Genomic DNA, 15,521 nt, shown 5'->3' with positions numbered 1-15,521 from the left:
ACACTATTTGACAAAGAGCCAAAAAAATCCCCTAAACCCTTGATATATAAAGGTTTAGGGAAACATCTATTTCTTAGCCTACCGACCCTTCCATCTCATAACTAATCAATCGATTCAGTTCCACCGCATATTCCATCGGTAGTTCTTTGGTGAAGGGTTCGACAAAGCCCATGACAATCATTTCAGTGGCTTCTGATTCGGAAAGTCCACGGCTCATTAGATAAAAGAGCTGCTCTTCGGAAATTTTTGAGACTTTGGCTTCGTGTTCCAATGAAACTTGACTGTTGTGGATTTCATTGAAGGGAATCGTATCAGATTTTGACAGTTCGTCCATAATAATCGTGTCACATTCAATGTGGGACATCGAGCCGCTGCTCTTTTTGCCAAAGGTAACTTGTCCGCGATAATTAACCTCGCCGCCATCTTTAGAGATTGATTTAGAAACGATTGAGCTGGAGGTATTCGGTGCGTTGTGGATCATTTTTGCGCCGGTATCTTGGATTTGGTTGGCGCCGGCAAATGCGATTGACAGCATAGTACCCCGTGCGCCTTTTCCATCCAGATAAACGCTTGGGTATTTCATTGTCGTTTTTGCTCCCAAGTTACCATCAATCCATTCAACGGTTGCTCCTTCATAGGCTTTCGCCCGTTTGGTTACTAGGTTGTACACGTTTGAGGACCAGTTTTGGATCGTAGTGTATCGGCAGTAAGCATCTTTGCGGGTGAAAATTTCAACGATTGCCGCATGCAAACTATTGCTGGAATATGTCGGTGCAGTACACCCCTCCACGTAATGGACGCTGGCACCTTCATCTACAATGATCAATGTTCGTTCAAACTGCCCGGTATTTTCTCCATTGATTCGGAAATAGGTCTGCATCGGCACATCCACTTTGACACCTTTTGGCACATAAATAAAGGTTCCACCGGACCAAACCGCTGAGTTCAATGCCGCCAATTTATTATCTGTAGGCGGTACAAGTTTTGCAAAATATTCTTTAAACAATTCAGGATATTCTTTAAGTGCCGAATCGGTATCAGTAAAGACAATTCCTAATTTGGTAAATTCTTCCTTCATATTGTGGTAAACCACTTCTGATTCATACTGTGCTGAAGCTCCAGCCAAATAGGCCCGTTCTGCTTCTGGAATACCAATTCTTTCAAAAGTTTCTTTGATTTTTTCTGGTACATCTTCCCAGTCACGTGCTGGTTTCTCACTGGATTTTTGATAATATTTCAGCGCATCAAAATCAATATCGGATAAATCCGGACCCCATTTTTGCATAGGCATTTTATGAAAAGCTTCCAGTGATTTTAGCCGAAATTCCAGCATCCACTCCGGTTCTTCTTTGACTCGTGAAATCTCACGAACGACTTCCTCTGTCAAACCCGTACCTGTGCTGAAAATTGGTTCTACATCATCATGAAAGCCAAATTTATATTCTTCTAATTCAGGAACTCCCATGTTCTCACTCCTCGCTCTTTTTGGTTGAAAGTATGTTCAACCGATTTCCACTACTAATTTGCTGCTTTTTTTCTCACACGTGATCGCTGTCTTCTGGTTGATGGAGATGACCTGTTTCTGCCACACCATTTGATTCTACTGCTTGACCCAATGCCTTCCAAGCAAGTGTTGCACATTTGATTCGAGCTGGAAATTTTGCCACTCCGCTAAGGACGGCCGCTTCTCCCAACTCCTCTTCCTTTGGTGTTTCATTGCCTTGCACTAATTCTGAAAAAGCAGTAATCAGTTCTTCGGCTTCTGTTACACTTTTTCCAAGAACTGCATCCGTCATCATGGAAGCACTGGCGGTACTGATGGAACAGCCACTACCGTCAAAAGCGATACCCGTAATAATGCCATCTTCCACTGCAAGTTCCAAGTGAATCACATCTCCGCACGTTGGATTATTCATCTCCACCGCTTGATCTGCTTTTGCCAAAGAACCATGATGATGAGGATGGCTGGAATGATCCAAAATAACTTGTCGGTATAAATTATCTAATTTAGAGAGTGCCATGTTGGAAAAACTCCTTTGTCGCGTAGATTGCTTCAACTAATCGGTCGGCATCTTCTTTCGTATTGTAAAAATAAAAACTTGCTCGAGCTGTTGCCGGAACCTTCAAATATTGCAGTAAAGGTTGTGCACAATGATGTCCTGCCCGTACAGCAACGCCTTCCATGTCTAAAGCAGTTGCCACATCATGAGGGTGTAGGCCCTCTAGGTTAAAGGCAATGACCCCGGTATGTTTAGCAGCCTCTTGCGGTCCAAAAACAGTCAGACCTTCGATTGCCTGCAGCTTTGGCAATACATAAGCCACAAGCTCTGCTTCATACGCATGGATCTGATCCAAACCGAGGACCGAAAGATAATCAATGGCTGCTCCTAAAGCGATGCCCCCGGCGATATTTGGAGTCCCGGCTTCAAATTTCCACGGCAATTCTTTCCATGTACTGTCTTGTAGTCGGACAAAATCAATCATTTCTCCACCAAATTCTACCGGTTCCATGACTTCCAACCATTTTTTCTTTCCAAATAATACACCGATACCGGTGGGTCCGCACATTTTATGTCCACTAAACGCATAAAAATCCGCATCCAATGCCTGCACATCTACCGGCATGTGGGGAACTGCCTGCGCACCATCCACCACCATGACCGCTCCTTTTTGATGAGCAAGTTGTGCCAACTCAGCCACCGGATTGATCACACCTAATACATTCGAAACATGGGCGATTGAAACGATCTTCGTTTTGTCAGTGATTTTTCGTTTTGCATCTTCCATATCAAGAAAGCCTGCTTGTGTAATGTCGATATACACAAGCTTTGCATTCTTTCGTTTGGCAAGTTGTTGCCATGGAATAATATTGGAGTGATGTTCCATATAAGAAATGACGATTTCATCGCCTTCTTGAATGAAAAAATCACCAAAGCTTTGGGCTACCCAATTTAAGCTCGTTGTCGTTCCCCGCGTAAACAGGACTTCCGCAGTTTCTTTGGCATGGATAAATTGGCGGACTTTTTCGCGAGCCCCTTCATAGGCATGTGTTGCCCGCTCCGCTAAGGTATGGACGCCCCGATGAACATTGGCATTGTCCTGATGGTAATAATCCGTTAGCGTTTGTAAAACAGCTTCCGGTTTTTGCGTTGTTGCGGCATTATCTAGATAGACCAATGGTTCGTCATTGACCTTTTGATTTAAAATAGGAAACTCTTTTCGAAGTTTTTGGGCATCAATCATGCGTTCAACTTCCCTTCGATAACGTCAATTAATTCTTCTTGGACTTTTTTGACAGGAATCGCAGTGATTACAGAACCTAAGAACCCGCGAATCACCAATCGTTCGGCATCTTCTTTTCGCAAGCCGCGGCTCATCAAGTAATACATTTCCTCTGGATCGACCCGACCGACACTGGCTGCATGCCCGGCAACAACTTCATTTTCGTCAATCAATAAAATAGGATTGGCATCCCCGCGAGCATGATCAGACAGCATCAATACCCGACTTTCTTGTTGGGCGTCAGCGCCTTTTGCTCCTTTGATGATATGACCGATACCGTTAAAGGTCAGTGTGCCGTGATCCAAAATAACGCCATGTTGGAGAATATGTCCCACGGAATGCGGGGCTTTATTGGTGACCCGTGTATCAATACCTTGAGTTTGACGACCAGAAGAAATCGCAACAGCTTTAAATTCTGCATGGGAGCCGTTACCCACCAGGTCAGAATCAAAATCTGCGATTACATCCCCATCATTCATCACCCCAATGGCCCAGTCAATCGACGCATCCTGCATCAAATAGCCACGACGATTCATGTAAGTAGTGATATTTTTTCCTAATTGATCAATTGCCGCAAATTTTACTTTTGCTCCCGGCTTTGCAATAACTTCCACAACGATATTGCCAGAAATTTTTTCTGTTTCTTCTCCCATAGTAGAAAAACGTTCCAAATAGCTGAATTCACTATGGTCTTCTGCTACGATTAAAATATGTTTGAAGAAATGCGCTGCATCACTGCCGGCATGGTAAAATATTGCTTCAATCGGTTCTTCAATCACGACATTTTTTGGTACATATAAAAACACACCGCTGTTCATAAATGCTGCATGCGCTGCTGTCAGTTTATCTTCATCAAAAGGAACAGCCTTGGTCATATAATATTTTTGCACCAAATCAGGATATTCCTGCATTGCTGTAAATAGATCAGTAAAAATCACGCCTTTATCTGCAAGCTCTTGAGAAAGTTGTTCAAAGACTGGAATATCGTCGATTTGAATGTGCATCGGATGGTTATCCAGTTCATCAAAACTAGGAATTGCTCCCAGCGATTGGGCACTTTTTTCTCCTTGTAACGCTGCTTGACTGATAGTAAACAACGGCCAGCGGGTAAACTTCACACGTTCAATATGGGGCAAAGCCAGTTCATCGACTTGTGCCAAGGCAGCTTGTCGCAAAGCGAGCATCCAGTCTGGTTCTTCTTTCAATGCAGAAAAAACCTTGACGTCATCAAGATAGTTCTTGAATTCTTTCATTCTCTCGCCCCCTCTATGCTTCTTCTTCGCTGTATTCGATACCTAATTCGTTGCTGATTCCGGCGTAGCCTTCTGCTTCCAACCGTTTGGCAAGATCGGCATTTCCTGTTAATACCACACGACCATCCATCATGATATGAACAACATCCGGTGTGATGTAATTTAATAAACGTTGGTAATGGGTGATAATCAGAGAACCAAAATTATCTCCCCGCATTTCATTGACACCTTTTGCAACAACCTTCAAAGCATCAATATCCAAACCGGAATCGATTTCGTCTAAAATCGCAAATTTTGGTTCCAGCATCAATAATTGCAAAATTTCGTTGCGTTTTTTCTCCCCGCCAGAAAACCCTTCGTTTAAATAGCGTTCTGCCATTTCTTCCGGCATATTCAACAAGTCCATTTTTTTATCTAATTTTTTTAAAAATTCCATAACCGACATTTTATGGTCATCATCCCGTTTGGCATTAATCGCTGCCCGCATAAATTCTGCGTTGGTGATTCCCGGAATTTCACTTGGGTATTGCATCGCCAGAAAAAGACCTAGGCGTGCCCGTTCGTCAACATCCATTTCCAAAATATTTTCACCGTCAAGAAGCACTTCTCCTTGGGTAACTTCGTAGTTGGGGTTGCCCATGATGGCAGCAGACAAGGTGGATTTTCCTGTGCCGTTTGGTCCCATGATGGCATGAATTTCACCAGTTTTCAGCGTTAGATTGACGCCTTTTAAGATTTCTTTATTTTCAATCGATACATGTAAATCTTTCACTTCTAAGACTGACATAATGTATTCCTCCAATAATCATTCATTCTCACTCATTTTAGACTAATTGAGAATGAAGTTCAATGATCCACTGCTAAGATCTGGCATTTTCGCGCTATTTCGTGATAAACTTTTCTTTTTTATAAGAATATTTCTAAAATAAAAAACGAAATCTCTCCGTCAGAAAGATTTCGTTCGTTTGTTAAGAATTATTTTGCGTCAGCATCAACGATTTTGACAGACCCTTGCCATTTTTCATCAACAAAATCTTTCACTTCGTCACTGTGCAAGGCTTCGATTAATTTTTTGATGGAATCTTTGTTTTCATCGCCACTACGAACAGCAATCACGTTAACGTATGGAGAATTGTCGCTTTCAACTAACAAGGCATCTTTTTTCGGATTCAAACCGATGCCGTAAGCAAAGTTTGCGTTGATGGCTACCAAATCAACATCTTCGTTTTGGTAGGTTGTTGCTAGCAATTCTGGGTTGATATCGTGCTTGAATTCGATGTTTTTTGGATTTTCATCGATATCTTCAAAAGTAGCAGTTTCTGGATCAACGCCTTCTTTCAAGGTCAACAGGTCAGCATCTTGGAAAATCGTCAAGATACGGCCCCAGTCAGATTCAGAGTTGGATGTGATAACGGTCGCACCGTCTTTCAAATCTTTGATGTCTTTCAATGTTTTTGAATACAAGCCCATTGGTTCGATGTGAACGGCTCCGGCATTGACAAAGTCATAGCCGTTGTCTTTGATTTCTTTGTTCAAGTAAGGAATGTGTTGGAAATAGTTGGCATCAATGTCTTTGTTTTCCAACGCTTTATTTGGCAAGATATAGTCATCAAATTTTTTGACTTCTAATTTAATGCCTTCTTTTTCCAATAATGGTGCCGCTGCTTCTAAAATTTCCGCATGAGGAGTTGGTGAAGCGCCTACTGTTAAGGTTGTTGTCTTTTCTTCTGCTGCTGAGGAGCCGTCAGTACTGCTTCCGCCGTTTCCACATGCTGCTAATCCCGCTGTTACTAATAATACTGTTGCTAATCCAAAAATCTTTTTCATATCCTGTTTCCTCCCTTTTTTTAACGCTTATCGGTTTTTTTCGTCAAGAAATCACCAATTCCTTGAACAATAAACACAATAATCAAAATAATAATCGTGGCTACCATTGTTACTGTGTAGTTTCCACGTTGAAACCCTTCCTGCCATGCCAGTGCACCAAGACCACCGGCACCGATTGCTCCGGCCATTGCCGTGTAACCGATCATCGAGATTGTTGTCACTGTGATTCCTGAGATCAGTGCCGGAACACTTTCTGGAATCAATACTTTTCGGATCACCTGCCAATAATTGGCACCCATTGCTTCGGCAGCTTCTAATACACCGGGGCTGACTTCACGAAAGGCAATCTCTACTAACCGAGCATAAAATGGTGCTGCGGATAAAACTAATGCGGGAATTGCTGCTTTAGCTCCCAACATTGTTCCAACTAAAATCATCGTAAACGGAATAATCAAGACCATCAAAATCATGAATGGAGTGGAACGGAAAATATTGCTGATGATGGAGATCAAATTATAAAAAATTCTGGCAGAAGTTTGTTGCTTTCTTCCCAGAGAATACAGAGCCAAACCAAGAAGCAATCCGATAATCACTACTAAAATCGTTGAGATCACTGTCATGAACAAAGTGTCATAAAAGGCTTGTTTCATTGTATTCCAGTCAATCATTTCCAGATTGAAATAGGTTTCCATAAATCCTTTATCCATGATGAATCACCTCCACGCCCACTTGTTGTTCAGCAAAAAAGGTAATTGCTTGATCGACTGCCTGATCTTCTCCTGAAAGCAGGACGGTCAAGGAACCGAATGAGCCTTCTTTTGCCTGACGGATTTTCCCGTACACCACATTGATATCAATATCAAATTGTCGAATCGCTTGTGAAATTACCGGTTCATTGGCATTGTCTTCATTAAAGGTCAAGGTCACTAAACGTCCAGTTGGATTTTCAGCGATAAATTCCTCCAACAATTCTTCCGGATCTTCCCGTGGTTTGAAGTCCTGTTGCACAAATCGTTTCGTCACTTCTTGTTTCGGATGACGAAAGACATCTACGACCAATCCTTCTTCCACGACTTTTCCCAGCTCCATGACGGCTACTTTATTACAGATTTTACGAACCACATTCATTTCATGTGTAATCAATACAATCGTCAATCCTAATTTTTGGTTGATGTCTTGCAGTAGTTCCAAGACTTCTTCGGTTGTTTGGGGATCTAAGGCACTTGTTGCTTCATCACACAATAGAATCTGCGGATCGTTTGCCAACGCTCGGGCGATTCCGACCCGTTGCTTTTGCCCACCGGATAATTGCGATGGATAGGCATTGCCTCTTCCCTGCAAACCCACCAATTGCAATAAGTCTTCTGCTTTTTGTTTTCGCTCAGCTTTCCCAAGTCCTGCAAGTTCCAATGGCAATTCGATATTTTCGATGACCGTTCGTGACCACAGCAGGTTGAAGTGCTGGAAAATCATTCCGATGTTCTTTCGAAATGCCCGCAATTCTTTGTTCTTCAGTGCAAGGATGTTTTGCTTATTGACGATTACTTCGCCGGCAGTTGGTAGTTCTAGTCCATTGAGCAATCGCACCAATGTACTTTTTCCTGCACCGGAATATCCTACAATGCCGTAGATATCTCCCGGTTCAACCGTTAAAGAAACATCATTGACCGCGTCGATTCGGCCATTTTTGCCTTCAAATGTTTTTTTGACATGCGTCAATTGAATCAATGACATGCTCTTCCCATCTTTCCTTTAGCGTATTTTCTAAACAAAAAAACTTCCGTCCTTGTGCATATTTCTATACAAAGGACGAAAGTTATCATCTTTCGTGTTACCACCTTGATTCGTTATTGTTTTACAACAATAACCTTATCCGGTACTTGACTGTTTCTCGCATACCGTTGTGCGTTAACGGGCACCCCCGTATCAAGCTAGTCCTTAGACTCACTTCATCCGCTCAAAGACCATCTTCCATCTCATTTTCGTTACCCGTTTGCAGCAATTCCGGGCTCTCTGTGAACGTTAGTGACATGTACTCTTCTTTTCAAAGCTTTCAATTATTGATGAAATTATAACAACGTACCTTACATGTGTCAATTATTTTCTGAAAATAATTTTAAAGTTTATCAAATTCGGCTGGATCAACGTCTTTAAAAGCGACGATCCAGGCATTCATTTCGTCTTCATCATTTAAGATATCCACGGATGCATCAACTTTTTCATTCACGGAAGAAACGACACCTGACAAAGGACTTGGAAATTCGTTGACAGCTTTTTCTGCTTCAACTTCCAGCAATGCTTCCCCTTGTTTCACTAATTTCCCTACTTTAGGTAAAGAGGCAAAGGTGATTTTTCCAAGTTCATCCTGCGCTTCCTTCGTCAATCCGACACAATATTCGCTGCCGTTAAACAGCACCCACAAATTATCTTTTTTCTTTAGACATTTCTTTTCCATGATTCTTTCGCTGCTCCTTCAAAATCAATTTCTTTAAATCCAATGGCTTGGATTTTGCCATTTTTTTCCAGAATGGGACGCTTGATCAGCATACCATCTGTTGCCAACAATTCGCAAGCTTCTCGCATGTTGAGGGTCGGCACGATAGTTTTTAATCCTAGCTGACGATAGTTTACACCACTTGTGTTAAAAAAGCGACGAATTGGCAAGCCGCTTTCCTTCATCCAGCCTTCCAGCTTCTCGGCAGTCGGCGGTTGTTGAATCATATCAATCAGTTGATACTCTATTTCATGGGCATCCAGCCAGGCTCTTGCCTTTTTGCAGGTACTGCATTTGGGGTACCAATAAAGATTCATTCTTTCACTTCCTTCGAAGTTTCTGCTTGAAACCGCATCGATAAAATCAACCCAATTCCGATCATGTTTCCTAAAATCGAAGATCCCCCTTGGCTGATAAAGGGTAAAGGTATTCCCGTCAGCGGCATCAGCCCGATGTTCGCGCCGATGTTTTCAAATACGTGAAAGAGAATCATCATAATGATCCCGCTGGCAATGTAGGCATAAAATTCGTTGTTGGTATCAAAACACACCCGAATCATGCGGTAAATCAAAATAAAATAAAGTAAAATTACAAAAGAGCCGCCGATAAAACCAAAATTTTCTCCAATAACCGTGAAAATCATATCGGATTCTCTTACCGGAACGTAGACATCACTGACGTTGAATCCTTTTCCAAACATTCCACCAGACCCAATCGCCAACAAGCCTTGTGCCGGTTGATAACTTAGTCCAGATGTGTCATGGAAAGGATTGATCCAGGAATCGATTCGGGCAAATTGATAAGATTTAAAGCCGATATTGTACAATAATTCCCGACCGGTTTCTGTTGTTACCAGGTAGATGGTCCCGCCACCAATGACCACAAAGAGAGCCACAACAGGAATAATGATTCGCCAGGAAATTCCTGACATTAAAAACACACCGCCTAGAATAGCCAAAAAGACTAGCATCGTTCCGAAATCTTTTTGCAACATTACTAATCCCAAGACCGGCAATGACACCAACGCCATCTTGCCAATCAAAAAACCATCCGTCGATAAATTACGATTTCGATATTTGACATTGTGGGAGGTAACCACTAATGCCAACATTAAAATAAAGGCGATTTTCATTAATTCTGCCGGCTGAAAAGTAAAGGAGCCGAACTTAAACCAGTTTTTTGAACCGGTCACATTGGCTAAATCTTTATCATAAAATCGCAACAGCGCCAACATAACGGCTAAACCCAGTCCGTAGATAAACGGGGTTAATTTCCAGATCCATTTTGATTTCAAGTGCATGATAACAATAATTGCAATGGTTCCTATAACGTACCACAAACTTTGGATCGCCATTTTTTGCAGTACATTTTGCCCGGTGGGGTCTTGGCTCAACGCCACGTATAACGAAGCAAGGCCGACTAAACATAATAGAAAGACCGGCAAAATCACGCCATAATCAATACGGCTGTCGGTCGAAGTTGATCGTTTTTTTTCCATGATTCCTCTCTTTTCCTTCAAAGATACACCTTATCATTATAGAGGTGTTGTTACAGAAAAGAAAGACATCCCGTCCTTCATTCAGAAAAAATTTAGAAATACCGTTTGCGGACTGATTGAAGTCAGACCGTATAATTTCACTAAAAAAATATCACCGAAAAAAATCGGTGATCAAGTTTAAATCTTTTTCATATGTTTATAATTGATGATTAACACACCATTGCTTTGCGTAAGTAACTGTTGATTGTCAGGAGTTTCATCCAATTCGATTACTGCAGAATTTTTCAGCTGCTTTGTAACGGTCCCTGTCTGCGGTTTGCCATAGATTGAAAATTTCACATGAGTGTCTACTAAAAACCCTTCTCCAGCTTCAGAAGGAATTACTGTTGCATCAAATTTACCAAACGTTGCCATTCACAAAACCTCCCTTTATATATATTCATTATAGCACACTTTGTGAAAATTTGCAGAAATTTTGCTAATAAACTCTTTTTTTACTACATTTCTCTTTACAAACCACCTTTTTTTTTCTATAATTCTTGTTGTGTCACGCCGGCTTAGCTCAGTTGGTAGAGCATCGCACTCGTAACGCGGGGGTCGTAGGTTCGAATCCTATAGCCGGCATAACAAAAGAAAGTCAGCAATCTTAGCTTCTAAGATTTGCTGGCTCTTTTTTTATTATCGCTTATCCAAAAAAAATCCTGCCGAATTCTCCGACAGGAATTTTTTCATCACTCGTTACAAAACCTATTTTGTTCCAAATAAACGGTCACCGGCATCGCCAAGTCCAGGAACGATATAGCCGTGTTCATTCAAATGATCATCCAAAGCTGCCGTGTAGATATCAATATCTGGATGAGCTTCTTGTAAGGCCTTGACGCCTTCTGGTGCAGCTACGAGACAAACAAATTTAATGTTTGAACCGCCGCGTTTTTTCAGGGCATCGATTGCCATGATTGCAGAACCACCAGTTGCCAACATCGGGTCAACAACAAATAGCTGACGAGAATCGATATCTTCTGGTAATTTTACAAAATATTCATGAGGTTCCAAAGTTTCTTCGTCCCGGTACAAGCCAATGTGTCCAACTTTAGCTGCTGGAATCAATTCCAAAATACCGTCTACCATTCCAATTCCGGCACGTAGGATCGGAACGATGGCAACTTTTTTCCCTGTTAACGTTTTTTGTGTAGTTTTGACGATTGGTGTTTCGATTACCGTATCTTCCAATGGCATATCACGAGAAACTTCATAAGCCATTAACATGGCGATTTCATTGACAACTTCACGGAAAACTTTTGTTCCGCAATTTTTTTCCCGAATAATAGTTAGTTTGTGTTGAATGAGTGGATGGTCGATTACTTGAAATTTGCCCATGATGATTCTCCTTTAGTTTTCTTCTATTTTAAAGCAAATAATGAAGAGAAACAACATTTCTTCTAAATTTGCTAAAAATTCCGCAAAAGAAGGCGGGGACCATTCATTGAATGGTGCCTCACCTTTTGTCTGCCGATTATTGATAAATCGGGTGTTTATCTGTTAAAGCCTTCACTTCTTCTTTTACTTGTGCCAGAACTTCTTGGTCTTCTTTGGCACGTAATGCCTTTACAATCAATTTTGCTACTTCAACTGCATCTTCTTCACTAAATCCACGACTAGTAATTGCCGGTGTCCCCACACGAATTCCGCTGGTTTTGAAAGGACTCAATGATTCGAATGGAATTGAGTTTTTATTAACGGTAATATTTACACTGTCCAAAATGGCTTCGGCTTCTTTGCCGTTCATTTCAAAATCACGCACATCGATCAATAGCAAATGATTGTCCGTTGCGCCAGAAACCAACCGAGCTTCTGGGGCTTGATTGAAAACTTTAGCCATTGCTTGAGCATTCGTAATGACTTGTTGCGCATACTCTTTGAATTCCGGTGCCAGTGCTTCTTTGAAGGAAACTGCTTTTCCGGCGATCACATGCTCTAGTGGACCCCCTTGAATACCAGGGAAAACAGCGCTATTGATTTTTTTCGCTAATGCTTCGTCATTAGTCAAAACCATTCCGCCCCGTGGACCGCGTAAAGTTTTATGGGTAGTGGTGGTCGTGATGTCTGCATAAGGAACGGGTGATGGGTGCAAGCCTGCTGCAACTAACCCGGCGATATGTGCCATATCTACCATTAGTTTTGCACCGATTTCATCAGCGATTTCACGGAATTTTGCAAAATCGATGGTGCGGGAATAGGCACTGGCACCTGCAACAATCAATTTAGGCTGATGTTTCCGAGCTAAAATCCGTACGACATTATAATCGATCACTTCCGTTGTTGGATCAACACCGTAGCTGACAAAATGATACGTTTTACCACTGAAATTAACTGGTGAACCATGAGTTAAATGTCCCCCTGCGGATAAATCCATCCCCATGATGGTGTCGCCGGGTTCCACTAAGGCTAAATAGGCTGCCGTGTTAGCTTGTGAGCCGGAATGCGGCTGCACGTTGACAAATTTGGCGCCAAATAATTCTTTCGCTCGATCGATTGCTAAATTTTCAACGACATCGATGTATTCACAACCGCCATAATACCGACGACCGGGATAACCTTCAGCATATTTATTGGTCAATACACTGCCTTGTGCCGCTAATACCCCTTTTGAAACAATATTTTCCGAGGCAATCAGCTCCAAATTGTTTTGTTGTCGTGTAAATTCATTTTCGACTGCTTGCCATAATTCTGGATCAAATTCTTTATAGTCCATTGAGAACAACACCCCTCTTACCTTGTTAGTTCGAATTGTACCATAGTTTTCTCTACTGTGAAGACCTTAGGCTCTGGATAGACAAAAAAACCTGTATGCACCTCTTGATGCATACAGATTTTTTTAATCAAAGGAAGGAATCAATGTATCCTGATGTTCTTTTTCTAAAAATTCGTGAACTTCAGGGCTGGTCATGGCTTTTTTCAACGCTTTGATTTTTGCGGAATCTTGATTGTCTTCCCGTGCGACTAAAGAAATCGCAAAGCGGCTGTCGATTTTCTTTTCCAATAAAATAGCATCACTTGGTTTCAACCCAATTTTCGCGATATATGTTGGGTAATCATAGACCATTGCCACATCTTTTTCATTGTAAGCTTCCGCAAGATTTAAAAGATCCACCGACAACCACTTGAAATTGTGGGGATTTTCCACGACATCTTTAAGAGTTCCATTGAAGCCGGCATCTGCTTTCAATTCGATTAAGCCCGCATCCGCTAAGATTGCCAATGCCCGACCTTCATTGGAGACATCGTTTGGCAACGCAATCGTTGCTCCATCCGGCAAATCAGCGATATCTTGATAATTTTTTGAATAGAAGCCAACTTTTGCGTCATAAATTTTTTGAATCATGACTAGATTGGCATCTTTTTCTTCATTGAATTTTTCCATGAAGGGTTCATGTTGTGCAAAGTTAGCATCTACTTCTTTATTTTTCAATAGTTCATTGTATTGTATGTTGTCATTAACTTGGACTAATTGAATATCCCAACCCTCTTTTTTAGCGACTTCTGCGGCTTTTTTTACCACATCTGTCATTGGTGACGTTTGACTTGCTACTTTGATGACTTTCTCTTCACTGCTTTTATTACTGTTGTTGCCGCAAGCACCTAATAAAAGTGCTGCTCCCAAAACTGCGATTCCTACTGCGATTTTTTTCATCTATTTTTTACCCCTTTAATTTTTTTAGTAAATCCTCTATCCCTGTTTCAAATTAGCAGACAAACAGAGGAGGAGTTATTTTCGCTTATCGATTCTTCTGGCGATTGTGGTGCCCAAAAGTTGAATCCCAAAAACAAAGAGAATCATGATGACGATCGTTGTGTACATGATGTCGTATTCATAATTCTGATAGCCGTAACGAATCGCAAAATCACCGATTCCTCCACCACCCACGATTCCCATGACTGTGGAATACGAAACCAGACTGATGGAGGCAGAAGTAAAGCTCAAAACCAATCCACTGCGGGCTTCCACAAATAAAAATTCCAACAACAACTGGCGGCGGGTAGCCCCTAAAGAAGCCGCTAATTCCAAAATCTCTGCTGGTACATCCAACAGGACCTGTTCCACCAAACGAGCATAAATCGCTGCTCCGACAAAACTTAGAGGAAAAGCAGCGGCATAGGTGCCAAAAGCTGTTCCCATGACAAGTCTGGTCAACGGAATCAAAGCGACGACAAATAATAAAAACGGAAAGGAGCGGACGATATCCACATAAAAATTCAGCACCCAGTACACCCCTTTATTAGGTACCACCCCTTTTTTTCGTGAAAGAAAAATATAGGTGCCAATCGGCAGACCGACAAGCAGTGACGCTGCCATCGCAATGCCCATCATAATCAATGTATCCCCGATAGCTTGGAACATTTCCGGTCGAAATTCATTGAGTCTTTCCCAATAATTCATCCCTGCAACCTCGCAATCACTCGCTCTTCATAGCTGTCTGTACTTTGCAGTGAAAGATTTTTAACTGGAGTAATTGCCTTTAACTTTCCTGCTTCCAAAATTGCTGCTCGCTGGCACAAGGCCTTGACTGCAGCTAATTCATGACTGACAAAAACGATAGTTGGTTGAAATTCTTGATGCACTTTTTTTAGAAGTTCCAAAATATCCGCCGTGCTTTTTTCGTCCAAAGCTGAAGTAGGTTCATCACACAAAATCATCTTAGGATTATTTACCAACGCTCGAGCGATTGCCACCCGTTGTTTTTGTCCCCCGCTCAACTGCCGCGGATAAGCTGTCTCTTTTTCCTGCAATCCGACAAAATGCAACAACTCTTTGACTTTTTGCGGTTCTTCACGTCCCAATAATTTTAGCGGCAAAGAAATATTTTCAAACACCGTACGATTATAGAGTAAATGGTATTGCTGAAAGACCATGCCAATCGATTGTTTCAATTGACGAATTGCTCTTTGGTCCAGTTTCGCTACTTCTTTACCCTCTAAAAAAAGCGATCCCTCAGAAGGCGTTTCCAACAGGCTCATTATTTTTAACAGCGTGGATTTTCCCGCACCACTTTCACCAACGATTCCAAAAATTTCATGGGGAGCAATCGTCAAATCCAGCGGAGCTAACACCAACTGCTGATTGTATTCCTTTGCGATACCTTTCAGTTCGATCATAATGGTCTCCTTG

17 protein-coding genes, 1 tRNA gene and 1 other annotated feature are annotated in these 15,521 nt (G+C 41.7%); of the genes, 1 reads left to right on the top strand and 17 read right to left on the bottom strand.

The window, feature by feature from the left end; all coding sequences use genetic code 11:
* Positions 1–73: 73 nt before the first annotated feature.
* From sufB to BAU16_RS00310, 12 genes are all read right to left on the bottom strand, one after another.
* Positions 74–1,465 carry a Fe-S cluster assembly protein SufB gene (sufB, locus tag BAU16_RS00365; RefSeq protein ID WP_048604344.1) on the bottom strand — a complete coding sequence of 464 codons (1,392 nt, stop codon included), beginning with the start codon at positions 1,463–1,465 and terminating at the stop codon, positions 74–76.
* Positions 1,466–1,538: 73 nt separating this feature from the next.
* Positions 1,539–2,021, bottom strand: a complete 483-nt coding sequence (gene sufU / locus BAU16_RS00360) for a Fe-S cluster assembly sulfur transfer protein SufU (RefSeq protein ID WP_161526156.1) — start codon at positions 2,019–2,021, stop codon at positions 1,539–1,541.
* Positions 2,008–3,243: a cysteine desulfurase gene (locus tag BAU16_RS00355; RefSeq protein WP_161526155.1), complete on the bottom strand. Its 1,236-nt coding sequence runs from the start codon at positions 3,241–3,243 to the stop codon at positions 2,008–2,010. The genes sufU and BAU16_RS00355 overlap by 14 nt, the downstream gene beginning before the upstream one ends.
* Positions 3,240–4,535 carry a Fe-S cluster assembly protein SufD gene (gene sufD / locus BAU16_RS00350; protein WP_161526154.1) on the bottom strand — a complete coding sequence of 432 codons (1,296 nt, stop codon included), beginning with the start codon at positions 4,533–4,535 and terminating at the stop codon, positions 3,240–3,242. Before sufD ends, BAU16_RS00355 begins: the two co-directional genes overlap by 4 nt.
* A 13-nt stretch (positions 4,536–4,548) precedes the next feature.
* Positions 4,549–5,322 (bottom strand): Fe-S cluster assembly ATPase SufC, encoded by a 774-nt coding sequence (sufC, locus tag BAU16_RS00345; RefSeq protein ID WP_048604348.1) that lies wholly within the window; start codon positions 5,320–5,322, stop codon positions 4,549–4,551.
* A 188-nt stretch (positions 5,323–5,510) separates the two neighbouring features.
* On the bottom strand, positions 5,511–6,362 hold the full coding sequence (locus BAU16_RS00340; protein ID WP_048604349.1) for a MetQ/NlpA family ABC transporter substrate-binding protein: 852 nt from the start codon (positions 6,360–6,362) through the stop codon (positions 5,511–5,513).
* A 20-nt stretch (positions 6,363–6,382) separates the two neighbouring features.
* On the bottom strand, positions 6,383–7,069 hold the full coding sequence (locus BAU16_RS00335; protein WP_048604350.1) for a methionine ABC transporter permease: 687 nt from the start codon (positions 7,067–7,069) through the stop codon (positions 6,383–6,385).
* The gene (locus BAU16_RS00330) at positions 7,062–8,096 is read right to left on the bottom strand and encodes a methionine ABC transporter ATP-binding protein (RefSeq protein ID WP_137604758.1); all 1,035 of its coding nucleotides are present in this window, start codon (positions 8,094–8,096) and stop codon (positions 7,062–7,064) included. Before BAU16_RS00330 ends, BAU16_RS00335 begins: the two co-directional genes overlap by 8 nt.
* A gap of 68 nt (positions 8,097–8,164) precedes the next feature.
* Positions 8,165–8,419, bottom strand: a binding site (T-box leader).
* Between the two features lie 59 nt (positions 8,420–8,478).
* On the bottom strand, positions 8,479–8,817 hold the full coding sequence (locus tag BAU16_RS00325; protein ID WP_048604352.1) for a glycine cleavage system protein H: 339 nt from the start codon (positions 8,815–8,817) through the stop codon (positions 8,479–8,481).
* Positions 8,799–9,173: an arsenate reductase family protein gene (locus BAU16_RS00320; RefSeq protein ID WP_048604353.1), complete on the bottom strand. Its 375-nt coding sequence runs from the start codon at positions 9,171–9,173 to the stop codon at positions 8,799–8,801. Before BAU16_RS00320 ends, BAU16_RS00325 begins: the two co-directional genes overlap by 19 nt.
* Complete coding sequence (locus BAU16_RS00315; protein WP_161526153.1) at positions 9,170–10,354, bottom strand: FtsW/RodA/SpoVE family cell cycle protein; 1,185 nt, start codon at positions 10,352–10,354, stop codon at positions 9,170–9,172. Before BAU16_RS00315 ends, BAU16_RS00320 begins: the two co-directional genes overlap by 4 nt.
* A 177-nt stretch (positions 10,355–10,531) precedes the next feature.
* A complete protein-coding gene (locus BAU16_RS00310; RefSeq protein WP_048604355.1) occupies positions 10,532–10,768 on the bottom strand; it encodes a hypothetical protein in 237 nt (78 codons plus the stop codon).
* A gap of 137 nt (positions 10,769–10,905) precedes the next feature.
* On the opposite strand from BAU16_RS00310, the gene BAU16_RS00305 reads away from it, so the two are divergent.
* A tRNA-Thr gene (locus BAU16_RS00305) sits at positions 10,906–10,978 on the top strand.
* Between the two features lie 123 nt (positions 10,979–11,101).
* On the opposite strand, the gene upp is transcribed toward BAU16_RS00305, so the two are convergent.
* From upp to BAU16_RS00280, 5 genes are all read right to left on the bottom strand, one after another.
* Complete coding sequence (upp, locus tag BAU16_RS00300) at positions 11,102–11,731, bottom strand: uracil phosphoribosyltransferase (protein ID WP_137604759.1); 630 nt, start codon at positions 11,729–11,731, stop codon at positions 11,102–11,104.
* A 136-nt stretch (positions 11,732–11,867) separates the two neighbouring features.
* The gene (gene glyA, locus BAU16_RS00295; protein ID WP_137604760.1) at positions 11,868–13,106 is read right to left on the bottom strand and encodes a serine hydroxymethyltransferase; all 1,239 of its coding nucleotides are present in this window, start codon (positions 13,104–13,106) and stop codon (positions 11,868–11,870) included.
* 123 nt (positions 13,107–13,229) lie between these two features.
* Positions 13,230–14,045 carry a MetQ/NlpA family ABC transporter substrate-binding protein gene (locus BAU16_RS00290; protein WP_161526152.1) on the bottom strand — a complete coding sequence of 272 codons (816 nt, stop codon included), beginning with the start codon at positions 14,043–14,045 and terminating at the stop codon, positions 13,230–13,232.
* 75 nt (positions 14,046–14,120) lie between these two features.
* A complete protein-coding gene (locus BAU16_RS00285) occupies positions 14,121–14,792 on the bottom strand; it encodes a methionine ABC transporter permease (RefSeq protein ID WP_161526151.1) in 672 nt (223 codons plus the stop codon).
* Positions 14,789–15,508, bottom strand: a complete 720-nt coding sequence (locus tag BAU16_RS00280) for a methionine ABC transporter ATP-binding protein (RefSeq protein ID WP_161526150.1) — start codon at positions 15,506–15,508, stop codon at positions 14,789–14,791. Before BAU16_RS00280 ends, BAU16_RS00285 begins: the two co-directional genes overlap by 4 nt.
* Positions 15,509–15,521: the final 13 nt, after the last annotated feature.

Origin of the sequence: Enterococcus sp. JM9B (assembly GCF_009933265.1) — a bacterium.
GTDB lineage: Bacteria > Bacillota > Bacilli > Lactobacillales > Enterococcaceae > Enterococcus_C > Enterococcus_C songbeiensis.
Note: the sequence above shows the minus strand (reverse complement) of the source record. Positions and strands in the feature narration are given on the sequence as shown.